The 15,415-nt window shown below is 70.8% G+C and carries 13 protein-coding genes; 10 read left to right on the plus strand and 3 right to left on the minus strand.

Translation table 11 applies throughout. The annotated features are described in order from the left end of the window. Window positions 1–62: 62 nt before the first annotated feature. The gene (locus AB5J50_RS27240) at window positions 63–905 is read right to left on the minus strand and encodes a class I SAM-dependent methyltransferase (protein ID WP_369260892.1); all 843 of its coding nucleotides are present in this window, start codon (window positions 903–905) and stop codon (window positions 63–65) included. Window positions 906–975: 70 nt separating this feature from the next. On the opposite strand from AB5J50_RS27240, the gene AB5J50_RS27245 reads away from it, so the two are divergent. Then, a complete protein-coding gene (locus AB5J50_RS27245) occupies window positions 976–2,817 on the plus strand; it encodes a prolyl oligopeptidase family serine peptidase (RefSeq protein WP_369260893.1) in 1,842 nt (613 codons plus the stop codon). Between the two features lie 117 nt (window positions 2,818–2,934). On the opposite strand, the gene AB5J50_RS27250 is transcribed toward AB5J50_RS27245, so the two are convergent. Then, window positions 2,935–4,842 (minus strand): NAD-binding protein, encoded by a 1,908-nt coding sequence (locus tag AB5J50_RS27250; protein WP_369265527.1) that lies wholly within the window; start codon window positions 4,840–4,842, stop codon window positions 2,935–2,937. A gap of 169 nt (window positions 4,843–5,011) precedes the next feature. Beyond that, on the minus strand, window positions 5,012–5,509 hold the full coding sequence (locus AB5J50_RS27255; protein WP_369260894.1) for a winged helix-turn-helix transcriptional regulator: 498 nt from the start codon (window positions 5,507–5,509) through the stop codon (window positions 5,012–5,014). A 258-nt stretch (window positions 5,510–5,767) separates the two neighbouring features. On the opposite strand from AB5J50_RS27255, the gene AB5J50_RS27260 reads away from it, so the two are divergent. The 9 genes from AB5J50_RS27260 to AB5J50_RS27300 all read left to right on the plus strand — a co-directional run bounded on the left by AB5J50_RS27260 (window position 5,768) and on the right by AB5J50_RS27300 (window position 15,350). Next, complete coding sequence (locus AB5J50_RS27260) at window positions 5,768–6,610, plus strand: VOC family protein (RefSeq protein ID WP_369260895.1); 843 nt, start codon at window positions 5,768–5,770, stop codon at window positions 6,608–6,610. 235 nt (window positions 6,611–6,845) lie between these two features. Continuing rightward, window positions 6,846–7,880, plus strand: coding sequence for a LuxR C-terminal-related transcriptional regulator (locus tag AB5J50_RS27265; RefSeq protein WP_369260896.1), 1,035 nt, complete (start codon window positions 6,846–6,848; stop codon window positions 7,878–7,880). Between the two features lie 616 nt (window positions 7,881–8,496). Next, window positions 8,497–8,649 (plus strand): hypothetical protein, encoded by a 153-nt coding sequence (locus AB5J50_RS27270; RefSeq protein WP_369260897.1) that lies wholly within the window; start codon window positions 8,497–8,499, stop codon window positions 8,647–8,649. 56 nt (window positions 8,650–8,705) lie between these two features. Next, window positions 8,706–9,476, plus strand: a complete 771-nt coding sequence (locus tag AB5J50_RS27275) for a hypothetical protein (RefSeq protein ID WP_369260898.1) — start codon at window positions 8,706–8,708, stop codon at window positions 9,474–9,476. A 142-nt stretch (window positions 9,477–9,618) separates the two neighbouring features. Continuing rightward, window positions 9,619–9,786 (plus strand): hypothetical protein, encoded by a 168-nt coding sequence (locus AB5J50_RS27280; RefSeq protein ID WP_369260899.1) that lies wholly within the window; start codon window positions 9,619–9,621, stop codon window positions 9,784–9,786. Beyond that, complete coding sequence (locus AB5J50_RS27285) at window positions 9,783–10,934, plus strand: hypothetical protein (RefSeq protein ID WP_369260900.1); 1,152 nt, start codon at window positions 9,783–9,785, stop codon at window positions 10,932–10,934. The genes AB5J50_RS27280 and AB5J50_RS27285 overlap by 4 nt, the downstream gene beginning before the upstream one ends. A gap of 117 nt (window positions 10,935–11,051) precedes the next feature. Then, entirely contained in the window at window positions 11,052–12,074 is a 1,023-nt protein-coding gene (locus AB5J50_RS27290) for a histidinol-phosphate transaminase (protein ID WP_369260901.1), read from the plus strand. Between the two features lie 17 nt (window positions 12,075–12,091). After that, window positions 12,092–14,074: an alpha/beta hydrolase family protein gene (locus AB5J50_RS27295; RefSeq protein ID WP_369260902.1), complete on the plus strand. Its 1,983-nt coding sequence runs from the start codon at window positions 12,092–12,094 to the stop codon at window positions 14,072–14,074. Beyond that, complete coding sequence (locus tag AB5J50_RS27300) at window positions 14,049–15,350, plus strand: hypothetical protein (RefSeq protein ID WP_369260903.1); 1,302 nt, start codon at window positions 14,049–14,051, stop codon at window positions 15,348–15,350. The genes AB5J50_RS27295 and AB5J50_RS27300 overlap by 26 nt, the downstream gene beginning before the upstream one ends. The last annotated feature ends 65 nt before the right edge of the window (window positions 15,351–15,415 follow it).

Here is a 15,415-nt window from a genome sequence, read left to right on the forward strand (position 1 = left end):
AAGTCTGCACCCGACCACTGACAATCACCTCTGACCTGCACAAACATCCAAGATGCGCCGCGTCAGGCCGTACTCGCCTTGCCCGCCGCACTCGCCTTCAGCGAGTACATGAGCGGGATGCGCGGCCGGTCCGCCGGGAAGCGGTGGTATCCGTCACGTACCTCGAACGAGTCGAACCGCTGGAACAGCGAGACGTCGTGCTCGTGCAGGAACTCGATGCGCAGGCCCGCGGCGGCGAGCGCGGAGACGACCTCGCCGAGCGGGTGCTGCCACTGCACGCTGCGGTCGTTGGCGGTGGCGGCCTCCAGGTCGGCGTACGTGCCGGACAGCTCGTTGATCCAGGCGTCCCGGGTGAAGTAGTCGTTGATGACCCGCGAGCCGGTCTCGTCGTCGAGGATGTCGGTGAGCGGATGGAACTCGGCGAGATAGAGGAAGCCGCCGGGGGAGAGGAGCGCGGTGACGGTCTCGGCCCAGCGCCGGATGTCGGGCAGCCAGCACAGCGCGCCCACGCCCGTATAGACGATGTCGTACGACGTATCCGGCACGGCTTTCCTCGCGGCGTACACGTCGGACGCGACGAACGCCGCGCGGTCGGCGGTGAAGCCCAGCTCGGCGGCGAGATCGCGGGCCACCTCGACGGCCGGTTCGGAGAAGTCGAGGCCGACGACGCGGGAGGCTCCGTGCCGTGCCCACGACAGGGTGTCGACGCCTATATGGCACTGCAGATGGAGAAGGGACCGTCCGGTCACGTCCCCGACCTCCGCGCGTTCGAAGTCGCGCAGCGCGTCCTTGCCCGCGCGGAAGGCGTCGAGGTCGTAGAAGTCGCTGGCGACGTGCAGCGGCACACGTTCGTCCCAGTGGGCGCGGTTGGCCTCGTGCCAGTCGGCGGGTGTCGGTGAGTACATGGCCGCGAAGTTATCCACAGGCTGGGGACCTCGCCAGCGAATTGTCGGGCGAGCCAGGCACTATGGGGCCATGACTGAGAGCAGCAGGTCCATCGAGCAGCAGCAGGCGGCCATGCCCGACTGGGAGAAGCGCTTCCGCGCGCCGCGGGTGTCGCTGCCGGACTGGGCGGAGGACGCCCCGCACCGCTCCCTGTTCGTCTCGAACGCGACGGGGACGTACGAGCTGTACGCGTGGGACCGCGCGACGGGGGAGCAGCGCCAGGTCACGCATCGGGCGAACGGGACGACGGACGGGGTGCTCTCGCCCGACGGCGAGTGGATCTGGTGGTTCGACGACAAGGACGGCGACGAGTTCGGCATCTGGCGCCGCCAGCGATTCTCCGGGGAGGCGGAGAGGAAGGGGGACGCGGACAGCGCCGACGAGCCGGCGGTCCCCGGTCTCGAACCCTCCTATCCCTCCGGGCTCGCCATCGGCCGTGACGGGCGTACGGCGGTGGTGGGCCGCTCGACGGACGACGACGGCTCGACGATCCATGTGGCTCGGACCGGCGAGGCCCACGTGGAGATCTACCGGCACCGGGAGTCGGCCGGGGTCGGCGACCTCTCGCACGACGGCTCGCTGATCGCGATCGAGCACACCGAGCACGGCGACGCGATGCACTCGGCGCTGCGGGTGCTGCGCCTGGACGGTTCGACGGTCGCGGAGCTCGACGACTCCAAGGGCGGCACGGTCGAGCTGGGCCTGGAGGTGCTGGGCTTCGCCCCGGTCGACGGGGACAGCCGGCTGCTCATCGGTCACCAGCGACGCGGCCGCTGGGAGCCGCTGGTGTGGGATGTCGTGTCGGGCGAGGAGACGGACCTGGCGCTGGACCTGCCGGGCGACGTGGCGGCCGAGTGGTATCCCGACGGTTCGGCTCTCCTCATCGCCCACAGCTTCGAGGCACGCAGCGACCTGTGGCGCTACGACATCGCGTCCCGCGAGCTGGTCAAGGTGGAGACACCGCCCGGCACGGTGTCCGGGGCGACGGCCCGCCCGGACGGCACGGTGGAGTACCTGTGGTCGTCGGCCGCCGAGCCGTCCGCCGTCCGCTCGACGACCGGCGAGGTCGTCCTCGATCCCCCCGGCCTGAAGTCCCCGGGCTCGGTTCCCGTGGAGGACGTCTGGGTCGAGGGCCCGGGCGGCCGCATCCACGCCCTGGTCCAGAAGCCGGCCGGCGCGACGACGCCCCTCCCCACGGTCTTCGACATCCACGGCGGCCCGACCTGGCACGACAGCGACTCGTTCGCGGCGGGCCCGGCGGCCTGGGTCGACCACGGCTACGCGGTGGTCCGGGTCAACTACCGGGGCTCGACGGGGTACGGCCGTGAGTGGACGGACGCGCTCAAGCACCGCGTCGGCCTGATCGAGCTGGAGGACATCGCGGCGGTCCGTGAATGGGCGGTGACGTCCGGGCTGGCCGACCCCGACCGGCTGATCCTCACCGGCGGCTCCTGGGGCGGTTACCTCACGCTTCTCGGCCTGGGTACGCAGCCCGACGCGTGGACCCTCGGTATCGCCGCCGTTCCGGTCGCCGACTACGTCACGGCGTACCACGACGAGATGGAGGCCCTGAAGGCGATGGACCGTACGCTCCTCGGCGGCACCCCGGAGGAGGTCCCCGAGCGCTTCTCGGCGTCGTCCCCTCTCACCTACGTCGACGCGGTCAAGTCTCCCGTCTACATCTCGGCGGGTGTCAACGACCCCCGTTGCCCCATCCGCCAGATCGACAACTACGTCGACCGCCTCACCGCCCGCGACGCCGTCCACGAGGTCTATCGCTACGACGCGGGCCACGGTTCCCTCGTCGTCGACGAACGCATCAAGCAGGTCCGCCTGGAACTCGACTTCGCCAACAGGCACCTACAGCTGTGACCAGGTCCCCTTTTAGGGGCGCGGGGAACTGCGCAATCTTTTAGGGGGGGCTGGGGGCGCAGCCCCCAGGGATGGGACGGGTAGGGGCGGCGGGGGCGAAAACCGCCCACCCGCACCCTACGTTCCGGCCCGCTCCCGAGGCCGTCGTCCCAACAGTTCCGCCAGCCCCCGCCGAGTCGCCGCCAGCACCACCCGGTCCTCGGCGCGAAGCACATACGTGGAGGGAAGGGACCACACCAGCCCCGAGGCCCGCTCGGCGGACACCGGGCCGGAGGCCTGGCGTTGTGTGTCGAGGGCGAGCACCCGCCACGCCCCCGCCCGGAACGCCTCACCCACCGTGCGCCCCTCCAACTGCGCATGCCCACCCACATCCACGGCAGCGAAGAGCAGCACCCGCCGCTCCACAGGAATCGCCCCGAGAATCTGCCGCCCCATCATGGCTCCGGCAAACGCGGGCGCGGCCAGATGCGACACGCTCCGGCTCCGGGTGAGCGCATCGGGATACGCGGCACGCAGGGTGCGGTACACGGCGGTCGCGAAGTCGTCGTCGTACAGCCGCAGCACCACCCGCAGATCGGGCCGCACGGTCCGCGCGTACAACGCGGCCTCCAGATTCATGGTGTCCGCGCTGGTCAACGCCAGCAGCGCATGCGCCCGATGAATCTTGGCGGCCTCCAGCACGCCCTCCTGCGTCACATCCCCCAGCACCACCGGCACCCGAAGCCGCCGCGCCAGCGCCAGCCCCCGCGCCTCCGGATCGGCCTCGACGCACACCACGGGAATCTGCAGCTCCCGCAGCCGCGCCAGCACCCGCGTGCCGATCTTGCCGACCCCGAGCAGCACCACATGCCCGGACAGCCCACGCGGCGGCTTCCGCAACGCGGACCCGCTGCGGAACGTACCGAGCGCCTCCAGCACGGCGGCCAGCAGCACGGGCAGCAGCAGCAACCCGACGAGCCCGGAGAAAAGCTGGAGGATCTGCCGCCCGAGGGGCTTCCCGATGGCGGGGTCGTTGATGGCGAAGAGATCGAGCAGCGTCAGATAGGTCGCTTGCAGCGGATGTTCCCCGGTGACCAGCATCGACGCGACGGCGAGGCCGACCACACACCCCACAAGGCCGGCGAACGACCACCGCAGCCGCCGGGACAGCAACGACCCGAACGGCATGATGCTGCGCCCGGCGGACAGCGCGGGTCCTGAGTACGAGACGTTCTCCAGTACGACGGTCCCGCGCCCGGTGGCGGCGGCCACCGCCCTTTCGTCGGGCAGGAGTTGGGGACCGTGTGCCCCACTGCTCTCGGACCCGTCGGCGCCGGCGGGATCGCTGGTCGTGGCGGACAGCAGCGCCAGCGTGCACAGCCCCGGATCGGCGACCTCCCCGGGGCCGGGCGGCGGCCGCTCCACCGCGCGCAGCATCAGCCCGTCCGTCTGGACGACCTTGCTGGTGCCGGCCACGGCGGTCGCGGCCAGCGCGGGCGCGGCGGTGTCGGCGTCGGACAGCACGGTGGTGGACGCGTCGAACGCCTCGCCGTCACCCTCACCGCCGGCTCCCGCGGCACCGGCACCCGCCGCGGCCAGCGCCGAGGCCTGGTCGAGGAGCGCCTCGATGTGCTGCCCGAGGCGCCGGTTGTAGAGCCGCAGGACCAGCCGGATCCGGGGGTTGAGCCGCCGGGCGGTGAGGGCGGCGCGGATGTTGGTCTCGTCGTCGTCGTACATGAGCGCCAGCGCGGCGGCCCGCTCGACGCCCGCGTCGGCGAACACGGCCTCGGTGAGGTCGGCGGCCTCCAACACGCGGTCGGAGCGCGGGGGTTCGGTCCGGGCGACTCCCGAGTCGCCGTTCCCGGAAGCCCGGTTCACCGCCGCGGACACCCGGTCGAACAAGGCCGTGGCCCGCGCCCGCCCCACCACCGGTGGCCGCACCCTCCGCTGGGCGGGCGGCACGACGAGGGTGACCTGCTCGCCGTACACTCCGCGCAGTTCGGCGGCCAGCCGGTGCGCCAGGGCGTCGTCCCCGGCCACCACCATGTGCGCGGCGGCGTCGGCGGACGCGCTCTGAGACGGAAGGTTCCCCGGGTTCCCCACGGGAGAGAAGACTGCCCTACGGGGACGGGTGGTTCCACAGGGACGGGCCGGTCAGTGCCAAGTGCCCATGTAAGGAGACGAATCGCCGGGCGCCGGGCCCCCAGGAATGCCCCTACTCCCCGAACCGCTCCCGCACCTGGGCCCGTTCGGCCAGCCGCGCCGGATAGCCGGGCCCGAGCCGCGGCCGGGTGTCCTCCGCGGTCATCGCCTCGCCGCACGAGGAGCACACCACCTCGGCATGCCCCTGGTGCCCGCACCGTTCGTGCCGGAAGACGATCGGCACGCCCTCCTCCCCGGCGAGCCAGCGGTCTCCCCAGGCGTTCATGGCCATGAGGACTCCGAAGAAGTCCCGCCCCTTCGCGGTGAGCAGATACTCGTGCCGCACCGGCTCGCTCTGATACGGCTGCTTCTCCAGCAGCCCCTCGTCCACCAGCCGCCGCAACCGCTCCGCCAGCGTGTTCCGCGCGATGCCCAACGACTGCTGGAACGCGTCGAAGCGCCGTACTCCGTAGAACGCCTCCCGGAGCACGAGCGGCGTCCACCAGTCCCCGAGCAGATCCATGGTGCGGGCGATGGAACAGGGCCAGTTCGCGAAGGAGGTCCGCCTCATGCCCGCCAGGATACGGCCGGGGATCCGGTCGGTCTCCGTACGAGACCCAGCAGGCGACCGAGGCCGCACGGTCGATGTGACGTGGTGGAGCGGAGGCTCTTGACGGCCTCGCGGGTGACGCCGGTGAACCAGCCGTAGCGGTCGGGCTTGCTCCGTTCGTGGTGGCGCGGCCGGTCGTCGGGAAAGAGGTCGCGGGTCGCGGATCACCTCACGCGAGCGGCTTCGCACCCCTGGAGCGCCCATGGCTACGCTCCCCGCATGTACCTGCACCAGATAGTCGTCGACGCCCGTGACCCGGAGGCCCTGGCCCGTTTTTGGGCGTCCCTGCTGGGCGGCACGCCGGTCGAGCGGGCTCGTGGATCGTTCCGCGTCGCAGCGCCGGGCTTTCCCCCACTCGCCTTCCAGCCGGCACCGGAGGCCGGGGCGGGCAGGAACCGCCTGCCCTTCGAGATCGGGGTGGCGGACATCGGGGCCACCCGCGCTCGGGCCGGTGAGCTCGGCGCCACCACCCTGCTCCTGCCGGACGCTGATGAGCAGGGCTCGTTCCAGCTCGTGCGGGACCCTGAGGGCAACGAGTTCCGGCTGGTCCCGACGCCGCCCGCGCCGGCCGGATCCGCGGCTGCGGGAGGCGGGCTGCCCGGGGCGGTGGCCAAGGCCCGGGTGCTCTTCACCGACAGCCGTGGGCGGATCCTGCTGGTGCGGCTTCAGCCGAGGCACGACGAACGGCACTGGGGGCTGCCCGGCGGCACCGTCGAGGCCGGGACGGAGACACCCCGCCAGGCGGCTGTCCGCGAGATCCGGGAGGAGACCGGCCTGCGGTGTACTCCCGGACGGCTGCTCAGCGTGGACTGGGTGAACCGCACGGACGATCGGCCCCGGATGGTGCATGTCTTCGACGGCGGGCCGCTGGAGGACGGGGACCTGACGGGGATCCGGCTCGATGAGGTGGAGTTGGCGGAGTGGCGGATGTGCTCGCCGGAAGAGGCCGAGGCGCTGCTCCGTCCCGCGTCGTGGGGGCAACTGCGGCAGTCGCTTGCCGTGCTGGCGGCCGCCGGGACCGGTCCCGCGGAGCTCGTGGACGGGGTACCGGCGACCTCCTGAACACAGGATCCGTGCTCGGTACGGACCCGGCAACGGTGGCCGCCAGGTTGCCGGGGCGGATGTCAGTGCGCCCGCCGCACCGGCCCTGACCTGCATGTCCTGGCCCCGACCAGAGAGTTGTGCTTTGCCTCACTATTCGTGCTCCACATGGCTTGATCTTTAAGCATTGGCGTCTACTATCTGCTCGGCGCCGGGGGGCGGTTGGATGGTGATGTTGTCGAGAGGGGGAGCACCGATGGCCGTTTCGGTGGTCGGTGACGACGCGGAGCGAGAGGCGGGCCGAGCCCCGCTGTCAGCGCTGTTCGGGCTGAGTGACCGGCTCTTGGACGTCTATCGGACGGTGGTCGGACGTCCCGGCTGGGGGGTTGCCGAGATCGCCCGGCAGCTGGAGATGACCGAGACCCAAGTGCGCGACTGTCTGGATGAGTTGGCCGAGCTGTCCATGCTCTATCCGGCCAAATATTCGACGGCGCCGGTGGCGTTGAACCCGGAGATCGGCCTGGGCGTCCTGCTGAACCGGCGTGAGACCGAGATCCAGAACCAGCAGGCGCAGCTCGCGGCGGCCCGTATGCAGGCCGCCGAGCTCGCCGCCGTCTACTCCGCGCATCAGGGGAACCGGGGCAACGTGGGGCTTGAGCAGCTCGACGAGGTCGCCACGGTGCGGGCGCGGCTGGCCGAGCTCGCCGGGCAGGCGCGGTACGAACTGCTCTCCTTCATGCCGGGCGGGGCGCAGAGCCAGGAGGCCCTGGAAGCCAGTCGGCCGCTGGACGAGAAGACCCTGGCCGCGGGGGTCCGGATCCGGACGCTGTACCTCGACAGTGTCCGCAACGACCGGGCCACCACCGAATACGCCCGCTGGCTGGCGGGACTGGGCGGCGAGATCCGGACGATTCCCTCTCTTCCGGTCCGGATGCTCGTCGTGGACCGGTCCGTGGCGCTGTTGCCCACCGATCCGGAGAACAGCCGGGACGGGGCCGTCGTGGTGAAGGCGCCGGGGGTGCTGGCCGCGCTGGTGCACCTCTTCGAGACGGCCTGGCAGCAGGGACACCCTCTGGACGGAGTCAAGCCCTCCGGGCCGGGCGAGCTCACGGCACAGGAGATGGAGCTGCTGAAGCTGCTGGAGATGGGCAGTACGGACGAGGTGGCCGCACGCAAACTCGGTGTCTCGCTGCGCACGGTGCGGCGGATGATGGCCGACATCATGGGCAGGCTGGGCTCGCGCAGCCGGTTCGAGGCCGGAGTACAGGTCATCAGGGCCGGCTGGTTGTAGGCCGGGAGCCATGGCCGTCTCGTGCCATGGCAGTTAGCGGCCGCCGCCGGCCCAATGTTCCGCGGCTTCGCGGTGCCACCATGAGCCCATGTACGCAATCCACATCCGGCAAAGATTTCCGGAGCTGAGTCGACGTCGGCTGGACATCAATGACGTCGCCATGGAATTGTCAGGCGTTCCGGACTGCATTGTCGAGCATATCTACGCGCCTAGAACTCGCGAATATGGACATAGCGCCGTTCTGTACGTGAACGGAGCGTCGAGGGAAGCCGTGGGAGCCGCTGTCCTGGCGGCGGTCCGAAGGGCCCTGGCAGATCTCCATATGGGCGCTGATCTCGTGACTTCTGCCGATCCACGGTCCGCGGGCATGTGCGATGCGACGGTCCTGCTGACGCCCGAGCCGGTGCCGGGAAGTGCCGGCGACCCGTTCTGAATGGCACCTTGTGGCCGGGGCAACTTATGGCCAGCGAAGTCTCTGGAATCGCGCTGCGAGCGTGTGTCACCTTGGTTGCGCAAACGGACGGATGAATTCGCGGGAAACATGATTTCCCGCGGAGTCGCCGACTCGAGACGCACGCATGACACAACGAATTGCGTACTGCTGAAGAGGACCTCCATGCCTAAGCGCTTCCTGACCGCAATCGCCTGCTCCGTGGCCGCGCTGGCCGCCGCCGTACTGCTGACCGCATCGGCACAGCGGACCACCGCACCCGAGGTCCGTGCGGACTCGTCGTCCCAGGTGACCACCTTCAGCTGGGGCTGGGACTAGGAGACGAGCCCCGTCCTTCCTGGTCCTGATCGACTCCGTACCTGAGGAATCCCCCTATGCACCACACCGTCGATGGCGCCGGATGTCGTACGCCGAAGGCCGCCCTCGCGGCCGCCCTCGCGGAACTTCCCAGGCTGCACCGTGAGATCGAGTACGTCCTGGTTCCCGTCGTGACCAGCCGCGGTGAACGGGTGAGCGGCAGCAAGAACTTCGGGCTCGCGTTCAACGAGAAGGCCTCGGCCGTCCGCACGGCGATGGTCGGTGTGCTGGCCTCCTGGGCCGGTGCGGTCACCCGACTCGTGGAGACAGCCCCGCCGGAGCGTGCCGTCGGACCGCTGGCCGCCTTCCTGCTCCGGCACCTGGATGTGCTGGTCGATCATCCGGCCGTCGCCGACCTGGCCGAGGAGCTCGACCGGCTGGTCGCGGACGCCCGGCGCGTCACCCGACCCCCCGGAGAGCGCAGCCGGATCACGATCGGCCGCTGTCCACGTCCCGGTTGCGGAAGCGTGGTGGAGTCGCGGGTGGGCGACGGGGGCGGGGATCGCTCCGGTGGCGGTGACGGTGACGGTGGCGGTGACGTGCGCTGCGGATCCGGGCACACCTGGCCGGCCCGGGAGTGGCTGGCGCTGCGGCGGTCGCTGGCCGCGAACGGAGCGGCCCCGGCGTTCGAGGGGCGGACCCTGCCGACCCGGCTGGCGGCCCAGGCCGCGGGAGTGCCCGAGGCGACCGTCCGCAAATGGGCTAGCCGCGGAAAGCTGACGCGCCACGGCAGTCCTTCACGTGCCGAATATGACGTAGCCGAATTGGCGGCGCTCGCGGCTGGCTGAGCCGCAAAAATACCGTGCCCTAAAAGGCCTTGCATGACATTCTTTTGATGTCGTGCAAGGCCCTTTGGGCGTTCCTTTTCGGGTCCCTGGAATTTTGTTTCCCGGATGTTTGACAAGAGAGTGCGAAGGTGTCACGCTCTTGGTGGCGGAAGAAGTGTCGGAATTTCCGGCAGCCCACCTAATTGAGGCAGTGGCTATTGCCTTCCGTTCCCGGGTGTATGCAGTCGATTCTCTGACCCCTTTCTTTGAAGTCACCTTGTGCTGCCCGGCATTGATTCCCGTCAACCCGCCGATTGGGCAAGGTTTATGACTACCGCGTACGAGGACTTCCTGACATACCTGCGCCGGAGCGTTCCCTACTACCGGGATCTGGACGCGGCGGCCGAGCTGCCCGTGGTGGACCGCGCCGACCACCAGGCCGACGGCGAGCGGTTCCGGGTGCGGACGGGCGACGGCCAGGACCACCGCCTCTCCTCCAGCGGCACCACCGGCAGACCCCTTGAGGTCACCCTCGACGACTCCGCCTGGTACGCCGTCAACTACCACTTCTTCGAGCAGATCCGGGACCTCGCCGGGCTTCCCCGTGACACCTTCCGGCGCGGTGCACCCGGTGTCGTGTTCGTCAGCAACAAGCCGGGCCGGCCCAGTTTCGTACGACCCCTGCCGTCGCTGGACAACGCGCTCTACCTGCGCCTGCAGTTGCCCGAGTCAGGACAGAAAACCCTCGCGCTCTACGAGAAGTTCCAGGCTCCCGTGCTGTACGGCAAACCGACCTATCTGCTGGATCTGCGGGCGGCCCTTCTGGGGCAGGGTGCCGAGCGGGCGCCCTGGCGGCCGAAGCTGCTCCTGGTCAGCGGAGAGCCCCTGCACCCGGACGACCGTGAGCGGTTGACCGGCTACTTCGGGGCGCCCGTGGTGGACGCGCTGGCCTCCACGGAAGGCGGCCTGATCGCCGCGACCGGGCCGGACGGGACGACGTACCGCGTGCTGGGCGAGAACGTACGGCTCGAAGTGCTCGACGAGAGCGGGCGGCCCGCGCCCTCCGGCAGGGGCGAGCTGCTGCTCACCAACCTGGTCAACCGGAGCACGGTCTTCGCCCGGTACCGCACCGGCGACCTGGGCGACCTGGAGACCGCCGCGGACGGCTCCCAGCGGCTGCTGCGGCTGCGTGGCCGTGAGCCGGAGACGGTCCGCTTCCGTACCGCGGAGGTGCCCGCCGACGCGATGACGCGGGCCATCGGCTTCCTCCCGGGCCTCGCCGACTTCCAGTTCGTGCTGGGCGAGCGGGACCGCGCCCTGCTGCGCTGGTCCTCGGAGGCTTCCTGCGCCGACCCCGGCGCCCTGGCGACCGCACTGCGCGAGGCCGTGGCCGACCTGCTTCCCGGGGAGGACCCGGAACTGGAGCACTGCGCACGCATCACCCCGCTGGGCGGGAAGAAGCGGCGCTTCCTGCTCTGACTTCCAGAGCTCCGACTTCCAGAGCTCCGACCTCCAAAGCTCTGAGCCCCGGAGTTCTGATCTCCAAAGCCCTGCCCCCAACCACCTTGAGCCATCCCTACCTTGGCGGAACTTCCGATGACGCTAGATCTGACCTGGACCGGCAACCAATTCCTGGACCCGCGTGAGCAGGCCGACCAGATGATGTCTGCCACCGAATCCATCGACATCACCAACAAGGACGATGTCTGGAGCAAGAGCGTGGCCGTGGCCGCGGCCGCCCATTTCGGCGTATCCGAGGAGTTCGTGCGCGTCGGTGCCGGCGCCACGCAGCTCATCGACACCCTGCTGCGCAGCGCCTATCAGGGCCTCGTGGTCGACGTCACCCCGAACTTCCATCTCACCGCCACTGTTTCCCGGCAGCAGGGCTGGAATTACCAGAGCGTCCCGGTGCGCGAGCCCGGTGAACTCCTCCCGGCCCTCGACCCCTATCTGGACCGGCCCGACGCCGTCATCGTGCTGTGTTCGCCGCGCAATCCGCTCGGCTACCAATTCGACTTGAAGGACATCGGCACGCTCCTGGACCGCGCACAGGGTCTGGTGATCCTGGACGAGGTGTACGCGGACTTCGCCCCGGACTCGGCCCTGCGCCTGGTGTCGCGGTACCCGAACCTCGTGGTGATGCGGACCTTCTCCAAGGCATGGGGCCTGGCGAGCCTGCGCATCGGCTTCGCGGTCTCGCAGGTCTTCGCCCGGGAGGACTTCCCGTTCTGGCTGATGCCCAACAGCGTCTCGGGGGTCGCCCAGCGCACCGCCGTGCGGCTGCTGACCCGGCCCGACGCGGTACGCGAGAGCATCGAGCGGGCGCTCGCGTGCCGGGAGATCCTGGTGGCGGGCCTGGAGAAGATCGAAGGGCTGCGCGTCTGGGCCTCGGACGCCAACTACATCTGCCTGGAAAGCCCCCACGCGGCGGAGATCGTCGCGGAGCTGCTCGCCGCCGGCTACCGCACCAGGCTGCTGCACGACCTCAAGGGCTATCCCGAGGAATGGCCTCTCGGGGTGCGGATCACCGTCCCCCAGGAGCCCGACATCGACGCTGTCGTGGACTGCGTCGCCCGCGTCCACGCGGCTGCGGGCGGCCGGACCCCGGCGACCCCGTGAGCGGGCCCGGTGACCCCGTGAGCGAGCCCGGCGAGGCCGACGTGAGCGAGCCCGGCGAGGTCAACGGGCCGCCGTCGCTCAGCGCCGACGGCCGGTTCGCCGGCTGGCTGTCCAGCGGCTCCTCGGCCCCGCACCTGGTGCTGTACGACGTGGAGGCGCGCCGCGAACTGACCCGCTCGGGCGTCGGGGCGGCCCGCTGCCGGGGCTTCACCTGGACCCATCTGCCCGGCATCGGCCTGGCCACGGCGGACGCGGACGGGGCCGAGAACTGGACCCTCTTCCGGGTCCGGGTCGAAACGGGCGAGTGGGCACCGGTCGGTGACGGAACGGCGGCTCGGACGCAGATCGCCGGACTCTCCGAGCAGCGGCCCGCAGAGGTCGTCCTCTCGGCCGACGGCCGTGATCCGGGCAGCCGGGACTACCTGCGGGTCTCGCTGCACACCGGCGAGACGACCCCGGTGCTGCGAGGGTCCCGCCACTCCGCCGTGTATTTCGACCGTGCTCTGCGCCCGCGGCTGACCGAGGCCGTACTGCCGGACGGCTCCCGGGAGTTGCGGCACATGCCGGCGCCGGGCGATGACCGTGGCGCTCTCTACCTGCACATCGCGCACGAGGACGCCCTCACCGTACGGCTGCTGCGGTTCGGCGACGACGGCGACAGCCTGTACCTGGTGCTGCCGGACGGGCCCGACGGCGTACGGCTGGCCGAGCTGGACTGCCGGCCCGGAGCACCGGCCGGTACCCCGCGAACCGTGCACCGGGTCCAGGGCGGGGACTTCGCCGGGATCCTGTTCGCCGAGGACACCGGCCGCCCCGACCTCGTCCACGTAGAGCGGGCGCGGCCGGCCTGTGTCGCGCTGGACGAGGAGGCGGCGCCGCGGATCGAGCGGCTGCGCGCCGGACTCGGCGCCGAACCCGTGGTGCTGGAGCGCCGGGGCGGCCGATGGCTGGTCGCCGCGCACCGCCCGGAGCAGGACGCACGGTACGTCGTCCAGGACACGGCGCTGGGTGAGGTCTGGCCGCTCAGCCGGGCGCAGCCGGGCCAGGATCCGTTGCCGGTCGAGTGCAGGCCGGTCCGGGTGCCGTTGCGTGACGGCGGCCAAGCCGTCACGTATGTGACCCGTGCCGACCGGGCGTGGCGGGAGGGCGGGCCCGGACCTGCCGTTCTGCTGGTGCACGGTGGTCCGTGGCGGCGCAGCCGCTGGGAGTACGCCGAGCGGCGGGCCTGGCTGGCCGCCCGCGGCTACACCGTGATCGAGCCCAACTTCCGTGGCTCCACCGGCTTCGGCTCGGCCTGGATCAACGCGGCCGACCGGCAGTGGGGCGCCGCCATGCAGGACGACCTGGAGGACGCCCTGGACTGGGCGGTGGCCGAGGGGCTCGCCGACCCGGACCGGATCGCCCTCCTCGGCGGGAGCTACGGCGGGTATGCCGTGCTCCAGATGGCCGCGACCACCCGGCGGACGCTGCGCTGTGCGGTGGCGACCTCGCCGCTGACCGACCTGGTGCGGTTCGTGGAGGAGCCGCCGGCCTTCTGGCGGTCCGCGCTCCCGATGCTCCGGCGGCGGATAGGCGATCCGGCGGCACCGGAGCAGCGGGCGGCCCTGGCGGCCGCCTCGCCGGTGAACCGGCCCGAGGGTTTCCGGTGCCCGGTGCTGCTCGTCCACGGCGCCAACGACAGCCGGGTACCGGCCGAGATGGCGACACGGATGTTCATGGCCCTGGCCCAGACCGGCCAGGACGCGACCCTCGCCCTCTTCCTTGGCGAGGGCCACGAGGTGGTGACCACCGGCAACCGGCGCGCGCTGAACACGCTGCTGGCCCAGTACCTGCACACCTGGCTGGGACAGCCCGGGGACGCGGTACCGGGGAGGGATGCTGCCGGACCGCCGGACGACACCACCCTGAAGCTTTTCGACTCACCCCGCGCCGTCCGCCGGAAGGCGGCGAAGGCGCCGAATCCTGGAGCAGAGCATGGCCATTCATCTGACGCGCAGTAACGCGCTGTTGCTGCTGACCCCGAAGACGGGCAGCACCTGGATCCGCAAGAAGATCAGGGAACTCGGTATCGCCTTCGAGGACGTCGGCGATCCGGCGATGCGCGAGCACGACCTGCTGGCCGACTTCGACCGCTCGCGATACAGCATCGTCGGTGCCTTCGTACGCGATCCGCTGGAGTGGTACCGCTCGTACTGGTCCTACCGGATGGAGAAGGGCTGGCGGCCCCAGTATCCGCTGGACGAACACTGCGAGAGCGACGACTTCGAGACCTTCGTACGTCGTGCGGTGACGATCCTGCCGGGTGCGCTGGGCAACATCTACACCTCCTACGTCGGTGCCCCCGGCGAGGAGATCGACTTCATCGGCCGGCAGGAGAACCTCCAGGAGGACTTCGCCCGCTTCCTGGAGCTGGCCGGCGAGGAGTTCGACCGTGCGGTGCTCGCCGAGGGCAGCCGGATCAACGCGACGAAGATCCGCCCGGACTACCCGGAAGAGCTCAAGGAGCTGATCACCCTCTCCGAGTGGGAGACCATGGGCCGCTTCGGCTACCTCGCCGACCGGCCCGACCCGATCGCCCTGGCCGAGATGCAGGCCCGCTATCCCAGGGACGCGCACGACCTGCGGCTGCTCTCGCTGTGGACCGAGAAGATCCACTGGACGCCGGACGACAGGAAGCGGGAGGCCGGCCGCCCGGTCCGCGCGGAGACCCGGTACGCCCGCGTGAACAGCAACTTCGCGCTGTACGCCGAGCACAAGAAGCAGGACCCGCAGTACGCCGGTGAGCGCTACCGCGAGGCGCTGCGGCTGGACCCGGTGCACCCCCGCACCCTGTGCAACTACGCGCTCTTCGTGGCACGGCACGAGGACGACACCGCGCAGGCTCGGGAGTTGATGCTGCGGGCGCTGGCCGGCCGCCCCAACCACCCCTACACGCTGGGCAAACTGGCCTGGCTGACCGCCGAGCGGCTGGGCGACCCGGCGCTGGCGGAGGTCCTCTACCGGCAGAGCCTGGCCGCCAACGCGAGCCAGCACGAGCTGCGTGCCGAGTTCGCCAACTTCCTTGCCGGACAGGGAAGGGCCGAGGAAGCGCTGGCCCTGCTCGGCCCGGAGGCCGAGAGCCAGGACGCCGACCGCCTGACGCTGCTCACACACGCCTCGCTGCTGGCCCGCTCGGGCCGCCTCGCGGAGGCTCGCGGATTCCAGCGCCGTGCGGCGGACGCGGCGGCGAACGCCACGGCGGAACCGGCAGCGAACGCGGCGGCGAACGCCGCCTGATGAGCCGGTTCCGAGTTCTTGCCGCTCGTGGAGAACTCGGAACCGGGACAGACACCGGCGGGCCG

It is taken from the genome of Streptomyces sp. R35 (assembly GCF_041053035.1).
Taxonomy (GTDB): Bacteria; Actinomycetota; Actinomycetes; order Streptomycetales; family Streptomycetaceae; genus Streptomyces; species Streptomyces lutosisoli.